This is a genomic window from Flavobacteriales bacterium (assembly GCA_026129465.1).
Taxonomy (GTDB): domain Bacteria; phylum Bacteroidota; class Bacteroidia; order Flavobacteriales_F; family PHOS-HE28; genus PHOS-HE28.
In genome coordinates this window covers 1,650,780-1,666,509 of the sequence record JAHCIA010000001.1, presented here as the reverse complement: position 1 = coordinate 1,666,509, position 15,730 = coordinate 1,650,780, and the positions used below count along the sequence as shown (strand labels likewise).

14 protein-coding genes are annotated in these 15,730 nt (G+C 64.8%); all 14 read left to right on the top strand.

Features of this window, described 5'->3' with window-relative positions; genetic code table 11:
- Nucleotides 1-68 precede the first annotated feature (68 nt).
- Nucleotides 69-659 (top strand): hypothetical protein, encoded by a 591-nt coding sequence (locus KIT10_07090; protein ID MCW5899019.1) that lies wholly within the window; start codon nt 69-71, stop codon nt 657-659.
- Nucleotides 660-665: 6 nt separating this feature from the next.
- The gene (locus KIT10_07085) at nt 666-1,103 is read left to right on the top strand and encodes a nitrous oxide reductase accessory protein NosL (protein MCW5899018.1); all 438 of its coding nucleotides are present in this window, start codon (nt 666-668) and stop codon (nt 1,101-1,103) included.
- Nucleotide 1,104: 1 nt separating this feature from the next.
- Complete coding sequence (locus tag KIT10_07080; GenBank protein ID MCW5899017.1) at nt 1,105-2,439, top strand: nitrous oxide reductase family maturation protein NosD; 1,335 nt, start codon at nt 1,105-1,107, stop codon at nt 2,437-2,439.
- A complete protein-coding gene (locus KIT10_07075) occupies nt 2,426-3,184 on the top strand; it encodes an ABC transporter ATP-binding protein (GenBank protein MCW5899016.1) in 759 nt (252 codons plus the stop codon). Before KIT10_07080 ends, KIT10_07075 begins: the two co-directional genes overlap by 14 nt.
- Nucleotides 3,185-3,258: 74 nt before the next feature.
- Nucleotides 3,259-4,026, top strand: a complete 768-nt coding sequence (locus KIT10_07070) for an ABC transporter permease (protein ID MCW5899015.1) — start codon at nt 3,259-3,261, stop codon at nt 4,024-4,026.
- On the top strand, nt 4,026-4,496 hold the full coding sequence (locus tag KIT10_07065) for a hypothetical protein (protein MCW5899014.1): 471 nt from the start codon (nt 4,026-4,028) through the stop codon (nt 4,494-4,496). The genes KIT10_07070 and KIT10_07065 overlap by 1 nt, the downstream gene beginning before the upstream one ends.
- 119 nt (nt 4,497-4,615) lie before the next feature.
- Nucleotides 4,616-5,182 (top strand): fasciclin domain-containing protein, encoded by a 567-nt coding sequence (locus KIT10_07060; GenBank protein ID MCW5899013.1) that lies wholly within the window; start codon nt 4,616-4,618, stop codon nt 5,180-5,182.
- Nucleotides 5,183-5,644: 462 nt separating this feature from the next.
- Nucleotides 5,645-8,203 (top strand): adenosylcobalamin-dependent ribonucleoside-diphosphate reductase, encoded by a 2,559-nt coding sequence (locus KIT10_07055; protein MCW5899012.1) that lies wholly within the window; start codon nt 5,645-5,647, stop codon nt 8,201-8,203.
- A gap of 174 nt (nt 8,204-8,377) precedes the next feature.
- The gene (gene acsA, locus KIT10_07050; protein MCW5899011.1) at nt 8,378-10,093 is read left to right on the top strand and encodes an acetate--CoA ligase; all 1,716 of its coding nucleotides are present in this window, start codon (nt 8,378-8,380) and stop codon (nt 10,091-10,093) included.
- Nucleotides 10,090-11,067 carry a pyruvate dehydrogenase (acetyl-transferring) E1 component subunit alpha gene (gene pdhA / locus KIT10_07045; protein MCW5899010.1) on the top strand — a complete coding sequence of 326 codons (978 nt, stop codon included), beginning with the start codon at nt 10,090-10,092 and terminating at the stop codon, nt 11,065-11,067. Before acsA ends, pdhA begins: the two co-directional genes overlap by 4 nt.
- Nucleotides 11,064-12,041 carry an alpha-ketoacid dehydrogenase subunit beta gene (locus KIT10_07040; GenBank protein ID MCW5899009.1) on the top strand — a complete coding sequence of 326 codons (978 nt, stop codon included), beginning with the start codon at nt 11,064-11,066 and terminating at the stop codon, nt 12,039-12,041. The genes pdhA and KIT10_07040 overlap by 4 nt, the downstream gene beginning before the upstream one ends.
- 18 nt (nt 12,042-12,059) lie before the next feature.
- Nucleotides 12,060-14,237 carry a hypothetical protein gene (locus tag KIT10_07035; GenBank protein ID MCW5899008.1) on the top strand — a complete coding sequence of 726 codons (2,178 nt, stop codon included), beginning with the start codon at nt 12,060-12,062 and terminating at the stop codon, nt 14,235-14,237.
- Nucleotides 14,234-15,484, top strand: a complete 1,251-nt coding sequence (locus KIT10_07030) for a 2-oxo acid dehydrogenase subunit E2 (GenBank protein ID MCW5899007.1) — start codon at nt 14,234-14,236, stop codon at nt 15,482-15,484. Before KIT10_07035 ends, KIT10_07030 begins: the two co-directional genes overlap by 4 nt.
- On the top strand, nt 15,481-15,723 hold the full coding sequence (locus tag KIT10_07025; GenBank protein ID MCW5899006.1) for an acyl carrier protein: 243 nt from the start codon (nt 15,481-15,483) through the stop codon (nt 15,721-15,723). The genes KIT10_07030 and KIT10_07025 overlap by 4 nt, the downstream gene beginning before the upstream one ends.
- Nucleotides 15,724-15,730 lie beyond the last annotated feature (7 nt).

The window sequence follows — 15,730 nt, the reverse complement described above, 5'->3', positions numbered from 1 at the left end:
CGATGGACGGCCCCGGTGAACAGCCGGGGCCGTCGTCCTCGGAGCCGGCAAGCCTGACCTTGCACATCATGAGACCCATCTCCCGCGTAATGATCGCCCTCGCCGCACTGGCGCTGCTGGTGCTGTTGACTGTGCCCATCTGGCGCATCGACCTGGCCGCGCCGCAATACCCCGAGGGCCTCTACCTCCAGATCTACGCGGACCGCTTCGAGGGCGACGTGGACAAGATCAACGGCCTGAACCACTACATCGGCATGGCCCACATCAAGAACGAGATGTTCAAGGAGTTCATCTACCTGCCCAGGATCATCATGGTGCTCGCCGCGTTGGGCCTGGTGGCGGCAGCGTGGGGCAGGCGCATCCTGCTTTTCCTGGGCTTGGTCACCCTTTCGCTCTTCGGCCTTTGGGCCCTGTGGCGCATGTGGGACTGGGGCTACGAGTACGGCCACAACCTCGATCCGCGCGCTGCGATCAAGATCGAGGACCAGGCCTACCAGCCGCCACTCATCGGCCACAAGCAACTGCTGAACTTCGACGCCTGGAGCACCCCCGACACCGGTGGCTGGATCCTCTTCGGGGTGATGGCCTTGCTGGCGGGCGTGTATTTCATGGAGATACGCGACATGCGCCGCCGTTCAAGGGCCGTGCGCGAAACCTGAACGAACATGAGAACCTCCATCCTCTCGCTTCTGCTGTCCATGGCGCTGCTGTCGTGCGGGCAGTCCGAAGCACGCATCGATTTCGGCCAGGCCGAATGCGCGCATTGCCGTATGAACGTGGTGGACAAGCAGTTCGGCGCGGCGCTCATCACGCTGAAAGGCCGGCAGTACGTGTTCGACGATATCAGCTGCATGGTGAAGCATGTGCAGGCCGGCACCATCGCCGAAGGCCAGGTGGCCGCTTGGTACGTGTGCGACCACAGTGCGCCGGGCACCCTGATCGACGCCACCACCGCCTTCTACCTGCACGGCCCCTCTTTCCGAAGCCCCATGCGCGGCGATGTGGCGGCCTTCGCCAGCGAGGAGAAGCGCGGCCGGGCGCAAGTGAAGGACAAGGACGAAGCGATGGATTGGCGGCGCGTGCGCGAATTCCTGAAGGATTGAGATGCGCCCATCCCTGCTGGCCATCCTTCTCTTCTGTTCCGCCAACGCGTTGAACGCCCGCACATGGACCTACAGGCCGGCTGAAGGTGGCACCTTGAAAGCGCTGATCGGGCGCGTGGCCGAGGGTGATACCATCGTGGTGCACGGCCTGGTGGATGAAGGACTGGTGCACATCGACAAGCCGCTGGTGCTGCTGGCCGGGAAGGATGCCGTGATCGACGGCGGGGGCGAAGGACATGTGCTGGCCATAACGGCCGATGATGTGACCGTGCGGGGCTTCACGATCCGCGGCACCCGGTACAGCAGCATGGACGATCTGGCGGGCATCTTCGTGAATGAATGCCGCCGCACCGTCATCGCCGACAACATCCTGGACAAGTGCTTCTTCGCCATCTACCTCAGCGGCTCACGGGGTGCCGTGGTGGAGAACAACACCGTGCGCGGCGAGCCCGGCGATGAGGACCGCATGGCCAACGGCATCCACCTGTGGAAGTGCGGTGATGCCACCATACGCCACAACCGGGTGGAGCATCACCGCGACGGCATCTACTTCGAGTTCGTCACCGATTCGCGCATCCACCACAACACCACCGTGCGCAACACGCGCTACGGGCTGCACTTCATGTTCAGCCATCGCGACGCATACGAGGACAACCACTTCGAGGACAATGGCGCCGGGGTGGCGGTGATGTTCAGCCACACCATCGAGATGCGCCGCAACCGCTTCATCGCCAACCGCGGCGCCAGCGCCTACGGCTTGCTGCTGAAGGAGATCAACGATGGCGTGATACACGACAACCTCTTCACCGACAACACCACGGGCATCATGGTGGACGGCTGCAACCGGATCGACGTGCACAACAACGTCTTCCGCATGAACGGCTGGGCCCTGCGGCTCTTCGCCAACGCCTTCGATTGCCGCTTCACGGGCAACACCTTCTCGGGGAATACCTTCGATGTGAGCACCAACGGATCGCTGAAGGACAACGTGATGGAAGGGAACTATTGGGACCGCTACAGCGGCTACGACCTGGACCGCGATGGCCACGGTGATGTGCCCCACCGGCCGCTGGGCTTCTTCACGCTGCTGGTGGAGCGCATGCCGCACGCCCTGGTGTTCTCGCGCAGCCTCTTCGTGTCGCTCCTGGACCGCGCCGAACGCCTCATCCCCTCGCTTGGGCCGGAGGCCTTGAAGGATGAACGGCCGTTGATGAGGCCGCCCAATCCTACGCGGTCCGTGACATCCGGCCGGCAGGAGGACCACCATGGGGAACGGACCACCTTGCCCTTGGTCGCGATCCGTGCCGGGGAAACACGCCTCCATGCCCATGGCTGAGGCACGCATCACTTGTGCCGGTGTCGGCAAGCGCTATGGCCGGTTGTGGGCCTTGCGCGGTGTGGATTGTGCCTTCATGCCCGGGGAGGTGGTGATGCTGATAGGACCCAACGCGAGCGGAAAGACCACCTTGATCAAATGCCTGCTCGGTCTGGTGCATCCTGCCGAAGGCAACATCGCCATCGATGGCACGGTGATCGACTCGCACGGACCCATACCGGAGCCTTCCTACAGGGGGGCCATCGGTTACATGCCGCAGATCTCCCAGTTCCCCGCCGCGCTCACCGTGCGCCAATTGCTGATGATGATGGCCGACATCCGCCGCTTCGGTCCGGAAGGACCCGAGGACAGCCTGGTGGAGGAGCTGGGTCTTGATGCGCAGTTGGACAAGCGGCTCGCCACGCTGAGTGGTGGAACCAAGCAGAAGGTGAGCGCCGTGCTGGCCCTGCGTACGCGGCCCACGATCCTGATCATGGACGAACCCACGGCCGGACTCGATCCCGTATCGGCCCAGCGCGTGCTGAGGCGGGCCGAGGCGGTGCGCGATGCGGGCGGCACCGTGCTCATCACCTCGCACCTGATGGAGGAGGTCGAATCCTTCGCCGACCGGGTGGCCTACCTGGAGGATGGGCAGCTGCGTTTCCTGCTGCCCGTGAAGGAGATCCTGGAAAGCACGGGCGCCATGCGCTTGTCGCAGGCCTTGCCCAGGTTGTTGGAGACCAATGCATTGTCCAATGTCCAATGACAGTTGACGACTGTCCCCCAGGCCGGGTACTTCCCGCAACTGTCAACCGTCATTGGACATAGGACAATACTCCCATGCTGAAAGTCTTCAAATACACACTCATCGACCTGGCGCGCAACCGCTTCGTCATGGGCTATGCGCTGCTCATGCTCCTGGTGGGGCAGGGTCTTTTCCTGCTGGAGGACGATCCCATGAAAGCCCTGCTCAGCCTGGTGCAGGTGGTGATGGCCCTGGTGCCTTTGATCGCGTTGATCTTCACCGTGGTGTACATGTACGACATCCAGGAGTTCACCCAGTTGCTGGCCGTGCAACCCATCGCACGGGGCTCCATCCTGGGCGGGCAGTTGCTGGCGCTGGCCGTGGCCTTGTTGTGCGCACAGGCGTTCGGCCTGGGCCTGCCCCTGCTGGTGCACGCGCCGGTCATGGCCTCCTTCATACTCTCGGTGGCCGGCTCCGGCCTGGTGCTCGTCTTCGCCGTGCTGGGTGCGCTCATCGCGCTGCGCCAGCGGGAGAAGGCGCGCGGGGTGGGCATCGCACTGGTCGTGTGGCTGCTCTTCGTGCTGGTGTACGATGCGTTGCTCATGTGGGGCATGTTCGCTTTCAGCGACCATCCGATCGAACCCTTCATCGTGCCACTCGCCGGCCTGAACCCCATCGATCTGGCGCGCATCATGGTGATGCTGGAGATCGACCTGGCCGCCATGATGGGATACAGCGGCGCCATCTACAGGAACTTCTTCGGCAGCACCATGGGCATGTTCGTCGCCGGGCTGATCCTGCTGCTTTGGGTGGGCCTGCCCGCATGGGCCTCTTTCCGCGTGTTCCGCAAAAAAGACCTTTGATGATGTTGCGCAACAAGAAATACAAGCTGGTGCTGATGCTCCTGGTGGCCAGCGGTGTCTGCTTCGTGGGCTGCGGGGGTGGGGAAAAGGCCGGGCATGGCGATGTTCCGCAGGTGGCCGCACAGGAGGTGGGCGGCCTGGAACTGGACGACGGTTCAAAATGGCGTCTCGGTCCGCACATGATGGGCCCCGTTCGCCGCATGCAGGAACGCCTCTCCGCAACTTCGGCCCGGGAACTGACCGCCGAAGGGTCCGCGGCGCGGCTCGCCGACAGCCTGTTCGCAGACATGGACGAGCTGGTGCGGGCCTGCGACATGAAGGGCAAGGGGCACGATGTGTTGCACGATTGGCTCATGCCGCACATGTCGCTGCTCCAACGCTTGGAGCGGACGTCCGACCCGGACAGCGTGGCGCAGGTGCTGGCGGAACTGGATCGCTCGAACACCTTGTTCGACCGCTACTTCGAGTGATCGGCCGGCCGATCCTCCAACCTGATGGACCACAGGTCAAAGGGTGATCCCGGTCATGTAGCGGATGGAAATGTCCATTGATATTCGCCGCGTAGAGATCAACCCTCAAACCCTTTCAAATGAAAGCCTTCCCGAATACGTCCCTGATGGCGGTGTTCGCGATCCCCTTCCTGGTCGCCTGCGGCGGTGAGGGGGCTTCCGCACCGGCCGCGGCCACTTCCACGAACGCCCCCGCTCCCGGCCAAAGCGCCGTGGTGGACGAGACCAGCGTTCCCAATGTGGTGGGCATCGCGGTGAATTCCCCGGACCACAAGACCTTGGTGACGGCCGTTCTTCACGTGAAGTACCAGGATGTCCTTTCCAACGCGGGGCCCTTCACGGTCTACGCGCCCACCGATGCGGCCTTCGCGGTACTGCCGGCGGGCACCTTGGACAACCTGCTCAAGCCTGAGAACAAAGCCACGCTGGAAGACATTCTCGAGTACCATGTCGCCGTGGGCGTCTTCCGGCCGGACAACATGCGCACGGGGCGCAAGCTGAACATGGCCAACCTGAAGGACACGCAGTTCAAGGTGGAGGACGATGGCACCGTGTTTATCAATGACGCCAAGGTGCTTGGTGTGGCCGAGGCCAGCAACGGCATCGTGGTGGTGATCGACAAGGTGCTTTTGCCACCCGGCAGTTGAAGTGTTCCTGTGTCCCGCACGCTTCGCACCAAGGGCCTGGCCGTGCGGCATGGTGAAAGGCAGCAAGGGCGTCCGCAAGGGCGCCTTTGTTGTTCGACTTGCTGTGCGAAGAGGCCATGCCAAAGTGCCTCATCCTGATCCATCTGATCCCACGATCCCCGGTGGAAACTTCCTTGCCCATCCACAGCCTGTTGAAAGCCTCCGCAATGCGGCCATGGATGTGCGGTCGGCCCGGAAAGATCAACGTTGACGGTGATTTCCAGCCGTGCTGCTCCCGATCCCCGCACCGATCGGCGCTTGTGTCCGCGGTGGAAAACGATGTGGGATCGGGCCGCCATTTTTCGAATGATGAATGTCACCGATCGCCGTTGCTTCACGGTCCACTTTCGCCACCCACGAACTTTACATCCGCATCACCTCATGGCCACGATCACCGCCGCCAGCACCTCCGCCACCCCCGATATGAAGCGCAAACCCGAACCCGAAGCGAAGAAGACCTTCACCCAGGAGGAGGTGCTGCGCAACGCGCTCGCGTACTTCAAAGGCGATGACCTGGCGGCCACCACCTGGCTGAACAAGTACGCGTTGCGTGATGGGGACGGCCACCTGGTGGAAAGCGGTCCGGCCGACATGCACCGGCGCATGGCGAAGGAGTTCGCGCGCATCGAAGCGAAGTACACGGCGGTGCCGGCCGAGAAGCGCGCCCTGCTCTCCACTTATGGGCAACAGCGCGAACGCCTTGACGAGGAGCGCATCTTCAAACTCTTCGACGGCTTCCGCGATGTGGTGCCACAGGGCAGCGTGATGGCCTCCCTCGGCGATCGCTACCGCCTGGCCTCGCTGAGCAATTGCGTGGTGATCCCTTCACCACTGGACAGCTACGCGGGCATCTTCCACAACGACCAGCAGCTCGCGCAGCTCTTCAAGCGGCGCTGCGGCGTGGGCTTCGACCTCAGCACCCTGCGGCCCGAAGGCGCGCACGTGAGCAACGCCGCGCGCACCAGCACCGGTGCGGTGAGCTTCATGGAGCGCTTCAGCAACACCACCCGCGAAGTGGCGCAGAAGGGCAGGAGGGGCGCGCTGATGCTCACCATGGACATCGCCCATCCCGATGTCGAGAAGTTCATCACCATCAAGCAGGATCTCAGCAAGGTGACCGGCGCCAACGTCAGCGTGCGCGTCAGCGACGAGTTCCTGAAGGCTTTGGAGGCCGATGCCGACTTCACCCTGCGTTGGCCCATTGATGCGAGGAAGCCGAGCGTCACCAAAGTGGTGAAGGCCCGCGAGCTGTGGAACACGCTCATCACCTGCGCGCACGCCACCGCCGAGCCCGGCGTGATCTTCTGGGATCGCCAGCACAGCTACAGCACCAGCAGCGTGTACCCCGGCTTCCGCAACGAGAGCACCAACCCCTGCAGCGAGATCGCCATGCAGGGCGGCGACAGCTGCCGCCTCATCGCGATCAACATGTACAGCTTCGTCAACGAGGCCTTCACGCCGAAGGCCTGGTTCGATCACGAGCGCTTCGCGGCCGTCACGTACGAGGCGCAGCGCCTGATGGACGACCTTGTCGACCTGGAGCTCGAAGCCGTGGACCGCATCCTTGCCAAGGTGGCCGCCGACCCCGAGCCCGACGAGCTGAAGCGCACCGAGCGCGAGACTTGGGAACTGTTGCGAGACACCGGGAAGAAGGGCCGTCGCACCGGTCTCGGCTTCACCGGGCTGGCCGATGCGCTGGCCGGGCTCAACCTGAAGTACGACAGCGATGCCGCCGTGGAGGCCACCGAGGAGATCATGCGCACCAAGTGCCGCGCGGAGTTCGACAGCAGCATCGACATGGCCATCGAGCGCGGCGCCTTCGAAGGCTTCTCGCCCGCCGTGGAGCGCACCAGCGAATTCACCGACATGCTGGAGCGTGAACTGCCCGAGGTGCACGACCGCATGATGCGCCACGGCCGTCGCAACATCAGCCTCAGCACCGTGGCGCCCACCGGCACGCTCAGCCTGCTCACCCGCACCAGCAGCGGCATCGAACCGGTGTACATGCTGGGCTACACCCGTCGCCGCAAGATCACACACGCGGACAGCAAGGCCAAGGTGAGCTTCACGGACGATCTCGGCGATCAGTGGGAGGAGTTCACCGTGCACCATCCGCGCGTGCTGGACTGGATGAAGGCCACCGGCAAGGAAGACACGTCCGAGAGTCCCTACGCTGGCGCCACCGCCAACGACATCGACTGGCACAAGCGCATACGCATGCAGTCGGTGATCCAGAAGTACACCACGCACAGCATCAGCAGCACCATCAACCTGCACGCAACCGCCACGGTGGAGGAGGTGGGCGGCATCTACCTGGAGGCCTGGCACCACGGGTTGAAGGGCATCACGGTGTATCGCGACGGCAGCCGCAGCGGCGTGCTGGTGGCCAATACGGGTGAGAAAGGTGAGAAGGGGGAAAGTGAGGAGAAGGCGGGCCACGTGAAGCGGCCGGAAGTTCTGGAGGCCGACGTATTGCGCTTCAACAACGAGACAGAACCCTGGCTGGCCGTGGTGGGCCTGCTCGATGGCAACCCCTACGAGATCTTCACCGGCAAGGCCAACGGCGGCTTCGAGCTGCCCAAATGGGTCACGAAGGGTTGGGTGGTGAAGCGCCGCGACGAGCAGCGCGGCAAGAACCGCTATGATCTGGAGTACGCCGATGATGATGGCTATCGCGTCACCGTGCAGGGCCTCAGCCGCACCTTCAACCCCGAGTTCTGGAACTACGCCATCCTCATCAGCGGCATGCTGCGCCAAGGCATGCCTGTGCCGCAGGTGGTGGACGTGGTGGCCAATCTGCACCTCTACGACGCCACGCTCAATACGTGGAAGAACGGCGTGGTGCGCGCCCTCTCGCGCTATATCCCCGATGGCACCCAGGCCAAGGGCCGCAAGTGCCAGGAGTGTGGCGATAAGGACGGCCTGTACTACGAGGAAGGGTGCTTGAAGTGCAAGAGCTGCGGGGGGACGAAGTGTGGGTGAGGGAGCCTTCCAGCACCGCATTTTCCATCATGCCTGGTCACATCGCCTCAGTGACCGGCTTCCGTTCCGTTCCATTCAGGCATTGGAGGTCCTATCAATGCCTGACATGCGTCAGGTGATACTTCGGCCTGTGGAGTGACCTTCATCGTTGATACTTCTGACCCCGATGTGGTCATGAATGACCCATTTCCACTGCTGAACTCCCAGGAAGGTCCGCGCAAGGCAGGTGATGCGATCGGGCACGGCCATTTGTCTGGTCTGGATACAGACGCCCTCAACATCGCCCATGAAGCGGTGGACCGCCATGCTGAAGGCGAACTACGCGACCGCACCGCCGTGCGCTGCCTCCGCAAGGGCGGTAGCATTCAAGAGTTCACCTACGCGGAACTGAAGGCCCGCACCGACCGCTTCGCCGGGGTGCTCACGGCGTTGGGCGTAAGCAAGGGCGAGCGCGTCTTCAACCTCACCGGCCGCATCCCCGAGCTCTACGTCACCGCCCTTGGCACCTTGAAGGCCGGTGCCGTCTTCTGCCCGCTCTTCTCGGTCTTCGGCCCGGAACCCGTGTTCCAACGCCTGTCGCGCGGCGATGCACGCGTGCTCGTCACCACCAGCGAACTCTACACCCGCAAGGTGGCCCAGTTGCTCGAGCGCCTGCCCGGGCTGAAGCACGTGCTGCTCACCGATGCCGAGAGCGATATCGACGATCGCGTGCGTTCGCTGCCGAAACTGATGGCAGCGGCGCCGGAGCGCTTCGACATCGTGCACACCCGTCCTGATGACCCTGCGCTGCTGCACTTCACCAGCGGCACCACGGGCATGCCCAAGGGTGCCCTGCACGTGCACCGCGCCGTGGAGATGCACGCCATGACCGGCCGCGCCGTGCTCGACCTGCATCCCGGCGACGTGTACTGGTGCACCGCCGATCCGGGCTGGGTCACGGGCACCAGCTACGGCATCATCGCACCGCTGGTGCACGGCGCGCTCAACATCGTGGACGAGGAGGAGTTCGACGCGGTGCGCTGGTACCGCATCCTTGCCGAACAGCGCGTGAACGTGTGGTACACCGCGCCCACCGCCATCCGCAGACTGATGCGCCTGGACATCGATGTGCGCGGCACGCACGACCTCTCCGCCCTGCGCCTGATGCTCAGCGTGGGCGAGCCGCTCCATGCCGAGGCCGTGGTGTGGGCGCAGCGCACCTTCGGCGTGCCTGTGCTGGACAACTGGTGGCAGACCGAGACCGGCGGCATCATGATCAGCAACACGAAGGACATGCCCGTGAAGCCCGGCTCCATGGGCAAGCCCCTGCCCGGCATCACCGCCGAGGTGGCCGACGTGGAGGGCGACGCCGTACGGATACTCAACGGCCCGGATCGCAGCGGCCACCTGGTGCTGAAGCGCGGCTGGCCCTCGCAGTTCGTCACCTACCTGCACGAGGAGGAGCGCTACGCCAAGTGCTTCCGCGGCGACTGGTACCTCAGCGGCGACCTCGCGCGCATCGACGCCGACGGCTACTTCTGGTTCGTGGGCCGCGCGGACGACATCATCAAGACCAGCGGCCACATGGTGGGGCCCTTCGAGGTGGAGAGCCGCCTGATGGAGCATCCCGCCGTGGCGGAAGCGGCGGTGATCGGAAAGCCCGACCCGCTGATCGGCGAACTCGTGAAGGCCTTCGTGGTGCTGAGGAGCGGACAGCAGGCCAGCGAGGAGTTGCGGATGGAGGTCATCGGTTTCGCGCGCAAGGCGCTCGGCCCGGCCGTGGCGCCCAAGGAACTCGACTTCGTGGAAGACCTTCCGAAGACCCGCAGCGGCAAGGTGCTGCGCCGCCTGCTGAAGGCCCGCGAGCTGGGTTTGCCGGAAGGCGACCTGTCAACTCTGGAGAAAGCATGAGCGACGCCACGATCACTTTCGACAAGGCCACGGGCCGCAAGTACCTGCAGCAGATGATGCTGGTGCGGCGCTTCGAGGAGGCCTGCGCCGAGCAGTACACCAAGGGCCACATCCGCGGCTTCCTGCACCTGTGCATCGGGCAGGAGGCGGTGAACGTGGGTGTGCTGCACGCGCTGGGTCCGGACGACAACATCCTGAGCACCTACCGCGAGCACGGACATGCGCTGGTGCGCGGCATCTCGCCCGATGTGATCATGGCCGAGCTGTTCGGCAAGCAGGAGGGCTGCAGCCACGGACGCGGCGGTTCCATGCACCTCTTCGACAAGGCCACGCGCTTCTTCGGCGGCAACGCCATCGTGGCCGGGCACCTGCCCATGGCGGTGGGCCTTGCGCTGGCCGCCAAACGCCTGAAGGAGCCGCGCATCACCTGCTGCATCTTCGGTGAGGGTGCGGCCGCCGAGGGCGCCTTCCACGAAGCCATGAACCTGGCCGCGCTGTGGGAGCTGCCATTGCTCTTCCTCTGCGAGAACAACCGCTACGCCATGGGTACCGCGCTGCACTATTCGCATGCCGTGGAGGAGCTCGCCACCAAGGGTCCGGCCTATGGGATCGAGAGCAGGGGCATCGATGGCATGGACCTGCCCACGGTGATCGCCGCGGCGAACGAAGCCGTGCGATACATCCGCGACACCGGCAAACCCTACTTCCTGGTGTGCAACACCTACCGCTTCCGTGCGCACTCCATGTTCGATGCCGAGCTGTACCGCGACAAGGCCGAGGTGGAGCAGTGGAAGCAGCGCGACCCCATCCCGGCCTTCCAGCGACTGTTGCAGGAGCAGGGGCTGATCACCGAGGCGGAGGTGAAGGACGTGCAGCAGGAGGTGGAGACCATCGTGAAGAGCGCGGTGGCCTTCGCGGAAGCCGGCACCTGGGAGCCGGTGCAGGAACTGATACGCCACATGACCACGGAATGATGAAGCTCACCTACCGCGAATGCATCAAGCAGGCCATCCGCGAGGCGATGCTGGCCGATGAGCGCGTGTTCCTCGTAGGCGAGGACGTGGGCCGCTACGGCGGGGCCTTCGCCGTGAGCAAGGGCCTGCTGCAGGAATTCGGTCCGGAGCGGATCCTCGATGCGCCGCTCTCAGAGGCCGGCTTCACCGGCGCGGGCATCGGCGCCGCGCTGGGTGGCATGCGTCCCATCGTGGAGATCATGACCATCAACTTCAGCCTGCTGGCGCTGGACCAGATCGTGAACAACGCCGCCACGCTGCGCCACATGAGCGGCGGGCAGTTCAACGTGCCTGTGGTGGTCCGCATGAACAGCGGCATCGGCCGCCAGTTGGCCGCGCAGCATTCCCACAGCTGGGAGCCGCTCTTCGCCCACCTCCCCGGTCTGCGCATCCTCAGCACCGGCACGCACGAGGACGCCCGTGGCATGATCATCTCCGCCCTGAAGGAACCCGATCCCGTGATCATCTTCGAGTATACCGCCATGCTGAACCTGGAGGCCGAAGTAGCAGTTGATGCCGGTGCGGTGGACATCACCAAGGCCAGGGTGCGCCGCAGTGGCAAGGACCTTTCGGTGATCACCTATGGGCCCGGCGTATACAAGGCTTTGGAAGCGGCGGAGACCTTGTCGAAGGAGGGCATCGACGTGGAGGTGGTCGACCTGCGCGTGCTGCGTCCGCTGGACATGGATACCGTGCTCGCCTCGGTGCGGAGGACGCATCGTGCGCTGGTGGTGGAGGAAGCCTGGCGCTCGGTGGGCATCGCTGCGGAAGTGAGCGCACGCATCACCGAAGAAGCCTTCTACGACCTGGACGCACCCGTGCGCCGGCTGTGCGGCGTGGAGGTGCACATCCCGTACCCGAAACATCTGGAGGACGCGTCGATCCCGCAGGTGGCGGACATCGTGCGCGAAGTGAAAGCCCTGCTGGGCAAGTGAACCAACAACCCGATCACCATGAAAACCTTCCGCCCTCTCATCATGATCCCCATGCTCTCGCTGGGCATGGGCGCAGTTGCGCAGCAGGTGCAGCTCAGCCAATGGCCTATCGCCTTCGAGGCCGATGGCTACCAGGTGAAGGTCTACACCCCGCAGCCGGAAGCCATCGACGGCGACCGCTTCCAGGCGCGCGCGGCGGTATCACTGCTTCGCTCCGGCGAGAAGGTGCCGGTGTTCGGTGCGATCTGGGGTGAAGGCCAATTGGCGGTGGACCGCGCCACGCGCCTCGGTACCCTCACGCAGTTCGAGGTGGGCGATGTGCGCTTCCCCGAAGCCGCGGGTCGCGACAAGGAGGCCCTGAAGGCCATGTTCTCACGCGAGATCCCGCGCCATGCGCCGCCCATCGCCATCGACTGGCTGGTGGCCGCCTTGGACAGCGAGTTGGACATGGGCACCACCTACCTCAACGATGCGCCGGAGATCATCTACACCGAGCGGCCTTCGGTGCTGGTGTTCATCGATGGCGAACCGGAGTACCTCGTGCTGGAACGCCGCAGCGATCATCTGGGCGATCCGGTCTACGCGGGCATCTCCAAGGACATCGAACGCGTGCTGAACACGCCCTACCTGCTGCTGCGCTACCGCAAGGACCAGCACTACCTCTATGGAAGCGGTCATTGGTTCAGGTCCACATCCATCACCGGACCCTATGCGCAGGAGCGCAGCGTGCCCATCCCGTTGCAGGAACTGGCCCGCGAGGTGGACAAGACCGCCGAGATCGCCTCGGGTGGCGTGGTGCCGGAGATCGTGGTCCGCACCACACCGGCGGTGCTGCTCGATCTGAACGGCCCGCCATCCATGCAACCCATCCAGGGCGTGGAATTGCTCTACGCCACCAACACCGACAAGGACCTCTTCCTGGAGATCGCCACGCAGGAGTACTACCTCGTGGCCTCGGGCCGCTGGTACAGCACGCGTGATCCACGCAACGGGCCATGGCGCCATGTGCCCGCTGCTCAACTTCCCGGTGTCTTCGCACGCATTCCCGAGGGCTCGGCCAAGGATGGTGTGCTGGCCCACGTGCCCGGCACCAACGCTGCGCGCGAGGCGGTGCGCGATGCCTACATCCCACAGACCGCATCGGTGGATCGCCAGAGCGCCACCCTGGAAGTGAAGTACGATGGCGAGCCGGTCTTCGAGCGCATCGACGGCACCAACGTACACCTCGCCGTGAACGCCAACACCACGGTCCTGCGCATCGGTGGGCACTACCACGCCTGCCACAACGCGGTGTGGTTCGACAGTTCGTCGCCTTTCGGTCCATGGATGGTGAGCACCGAGGTGCCTTCCGCAGTGAACGACATACCGCCCGGCAGCCCGGCCTACCATGTACGCTACGTGTACATCTACGACTGGACACCGGACGTGGTCTTCGTGGGCTACACGCCGGGATACCTTGGTTGCTATGTGCAGGGTGGTGTGGTGATCCTGGGCACCGGCTTCTACTATCCCCGCTGGCCGCGCTTCTGGTACCCACGGCCCTTCACCTGGGGTTTCCCCATGTACTACGACCCCTGGATCGGCTGGACCTTCGGCTACGGTTGGGGTTGGTACTGGTACTACCCAAGCTGGATGTACTGGGGCTGGTACGGTCCGGCGGGGCCATGGTACGGATGGGGCGCATGGGGTTGGTGGGGGCCATGGTCCTACAGCCCGCCATGGCGTCCCGAGCCCCGGCCGGTGTACTATGGTCACCGGCCATCGCTGTCGTCCACGCGGCCGCCGGCCACGGCTGCGCAGGCCGATCTCTACAGCAATGTGAAGCGACCTGGGGTTCGGCCCACCACGGTGGATCGCCCTTCCATGCAGGTGGAAGGCAGGCCCACCAAGCCCGTGGTGCGTCCATCCAAGGAGCGCGACCACATCCCGGACCGCGATGGCAACATCTTCCGGCGCGACAACAGGGACCGCATCGAACGCTACGATGACGGTCGCTGGCAGCGCATCCCACGCGAGAAGCCACGCACCGATCCCACGCCGCCGCGCACGATACCGCGTTCCATCTTCGAGCAGCGCGATCGTGGCGACCAGCGCGTGCGGGACCTGGAGCACTACCGCCAGCGTCCCGCGGCCCCGGCACCCGCGCCAAGGCCTGCTCCCGCGCCCCAACGCCAAGCCCCCCAACGCAAGCGATGATCGAGTTCAAGATGCCCTCCCTGGGTGCCGACATGGAGGACGGCACGCTGCGCGAATGGCGCGTGAAGCCCGGCGATGCGGTGAAGCGCGGCGACATCATCGCCGATGTGGAGACGCAGAAGGGCATCATCGAGGTGGAATGCTTCGATGAGGGCGTGGTGCACGAACTGGTGGTGAAGGAGGGCGAGAAGGTGCCCGTGGATACCGTGCTGGCGTTGCTGCGTGGGGAAGGGGAGGAGGTGACCCCAACGCAGCCTGCGCCGAAGCGAACGCCCGGCAAGGAAGCGACACCCAAGCCACCTGTTGAGCAGGCACCTGCACCACAGGCACCAACGCCACAGGCACCGGTCGCCGCGCCGCAACGGGTGCGCGCATCCCCCTTGGCCAATCGCCTTGCGCAGGAGCAGGGCATCGACCTCGCCACGCTCAGCGGAACCGGGCCGGAGGGCGCGATCACCAAGGAGGATGTGGAGCATGCCATCGCCGCGCGCATGGCCCCGCCACCTGCAGCGAAGGAGAAGCCCGCCGGGAAGCACCACGCCTTCGTGGAAGCCATCTCGCGGACACCCGCCGCAAAGGAGGATGCCGCGTCGGGCGTGCGGAAGGCCGTGGCCGCCGCCATGGCGAAGAGCAACCGCGAGATCCCGCACTACTACCTGGAGACGCGCATCGACCTGCACGCGGCGATGGACTGGTTGCGGGCCACCAATGCGCAACGACCCGTGCAGGAACAGCTGCTGCCCGCCGTCCTGCTGATCAAGGCCACGGCGCTCGCGTTGCGCAAGGTGCCCGCCCTCAACGCCTGGTGGGTGGACGGGCCCGTGCCGAAGGAGCGCATCAACGTGGGCTTCGTGGTGTCGTTGCGCACGGGCGGCATCGTGGTGCCCGCGATCCACGATGCGGACACCAAGTCACTCCCCGAACTCATGGCCGTGCTCAATGACCTGATCCCCCGCGCCCGTGCCTTGAAGCTGCGCAGTTCCGAGCTTTCTGAGAGCACCGTCACCCTCACCAGCCTGGGCGACCGGGGCGTGAACACCGTGTATGGCGTGATCTATCCGCCGCAGGTGGCCATCGTGGGCTTCGGTGGCATCCGCGAGGAACCGTGGGCCGAGGCGGGCATGCTCGATGTGCGGCCGGTGGTCACCGCCACGCTCGCCGCCGATCACCGCGCCACCGACGGCGCCACCGGCAGCCGCTTCCTGCAGACCCTGGGCGAACTGCTGCAACACCCCGACCAGCTGTGAGCGACGACGAGATCCTCTCCGCCCTGCGCGCCATCCTCAAGCAGGTGGCGCCGGACACCGACCCCGCCACCCTCGCGCCCGAGGAGAACTTCCGCGAGGCCTTCGAGATCGACTCCTTCGATCACCTGCGCATCATGACGGCCGTGAGCGAACGCTTCGGGGTGCCTGTTCCAGAAGGCGAGCACGGGAAATTGGTGAGCTTGAAGGCGCTCAAGGAATTCGTCGAGCGGAGCAGGTAGAAGTAGG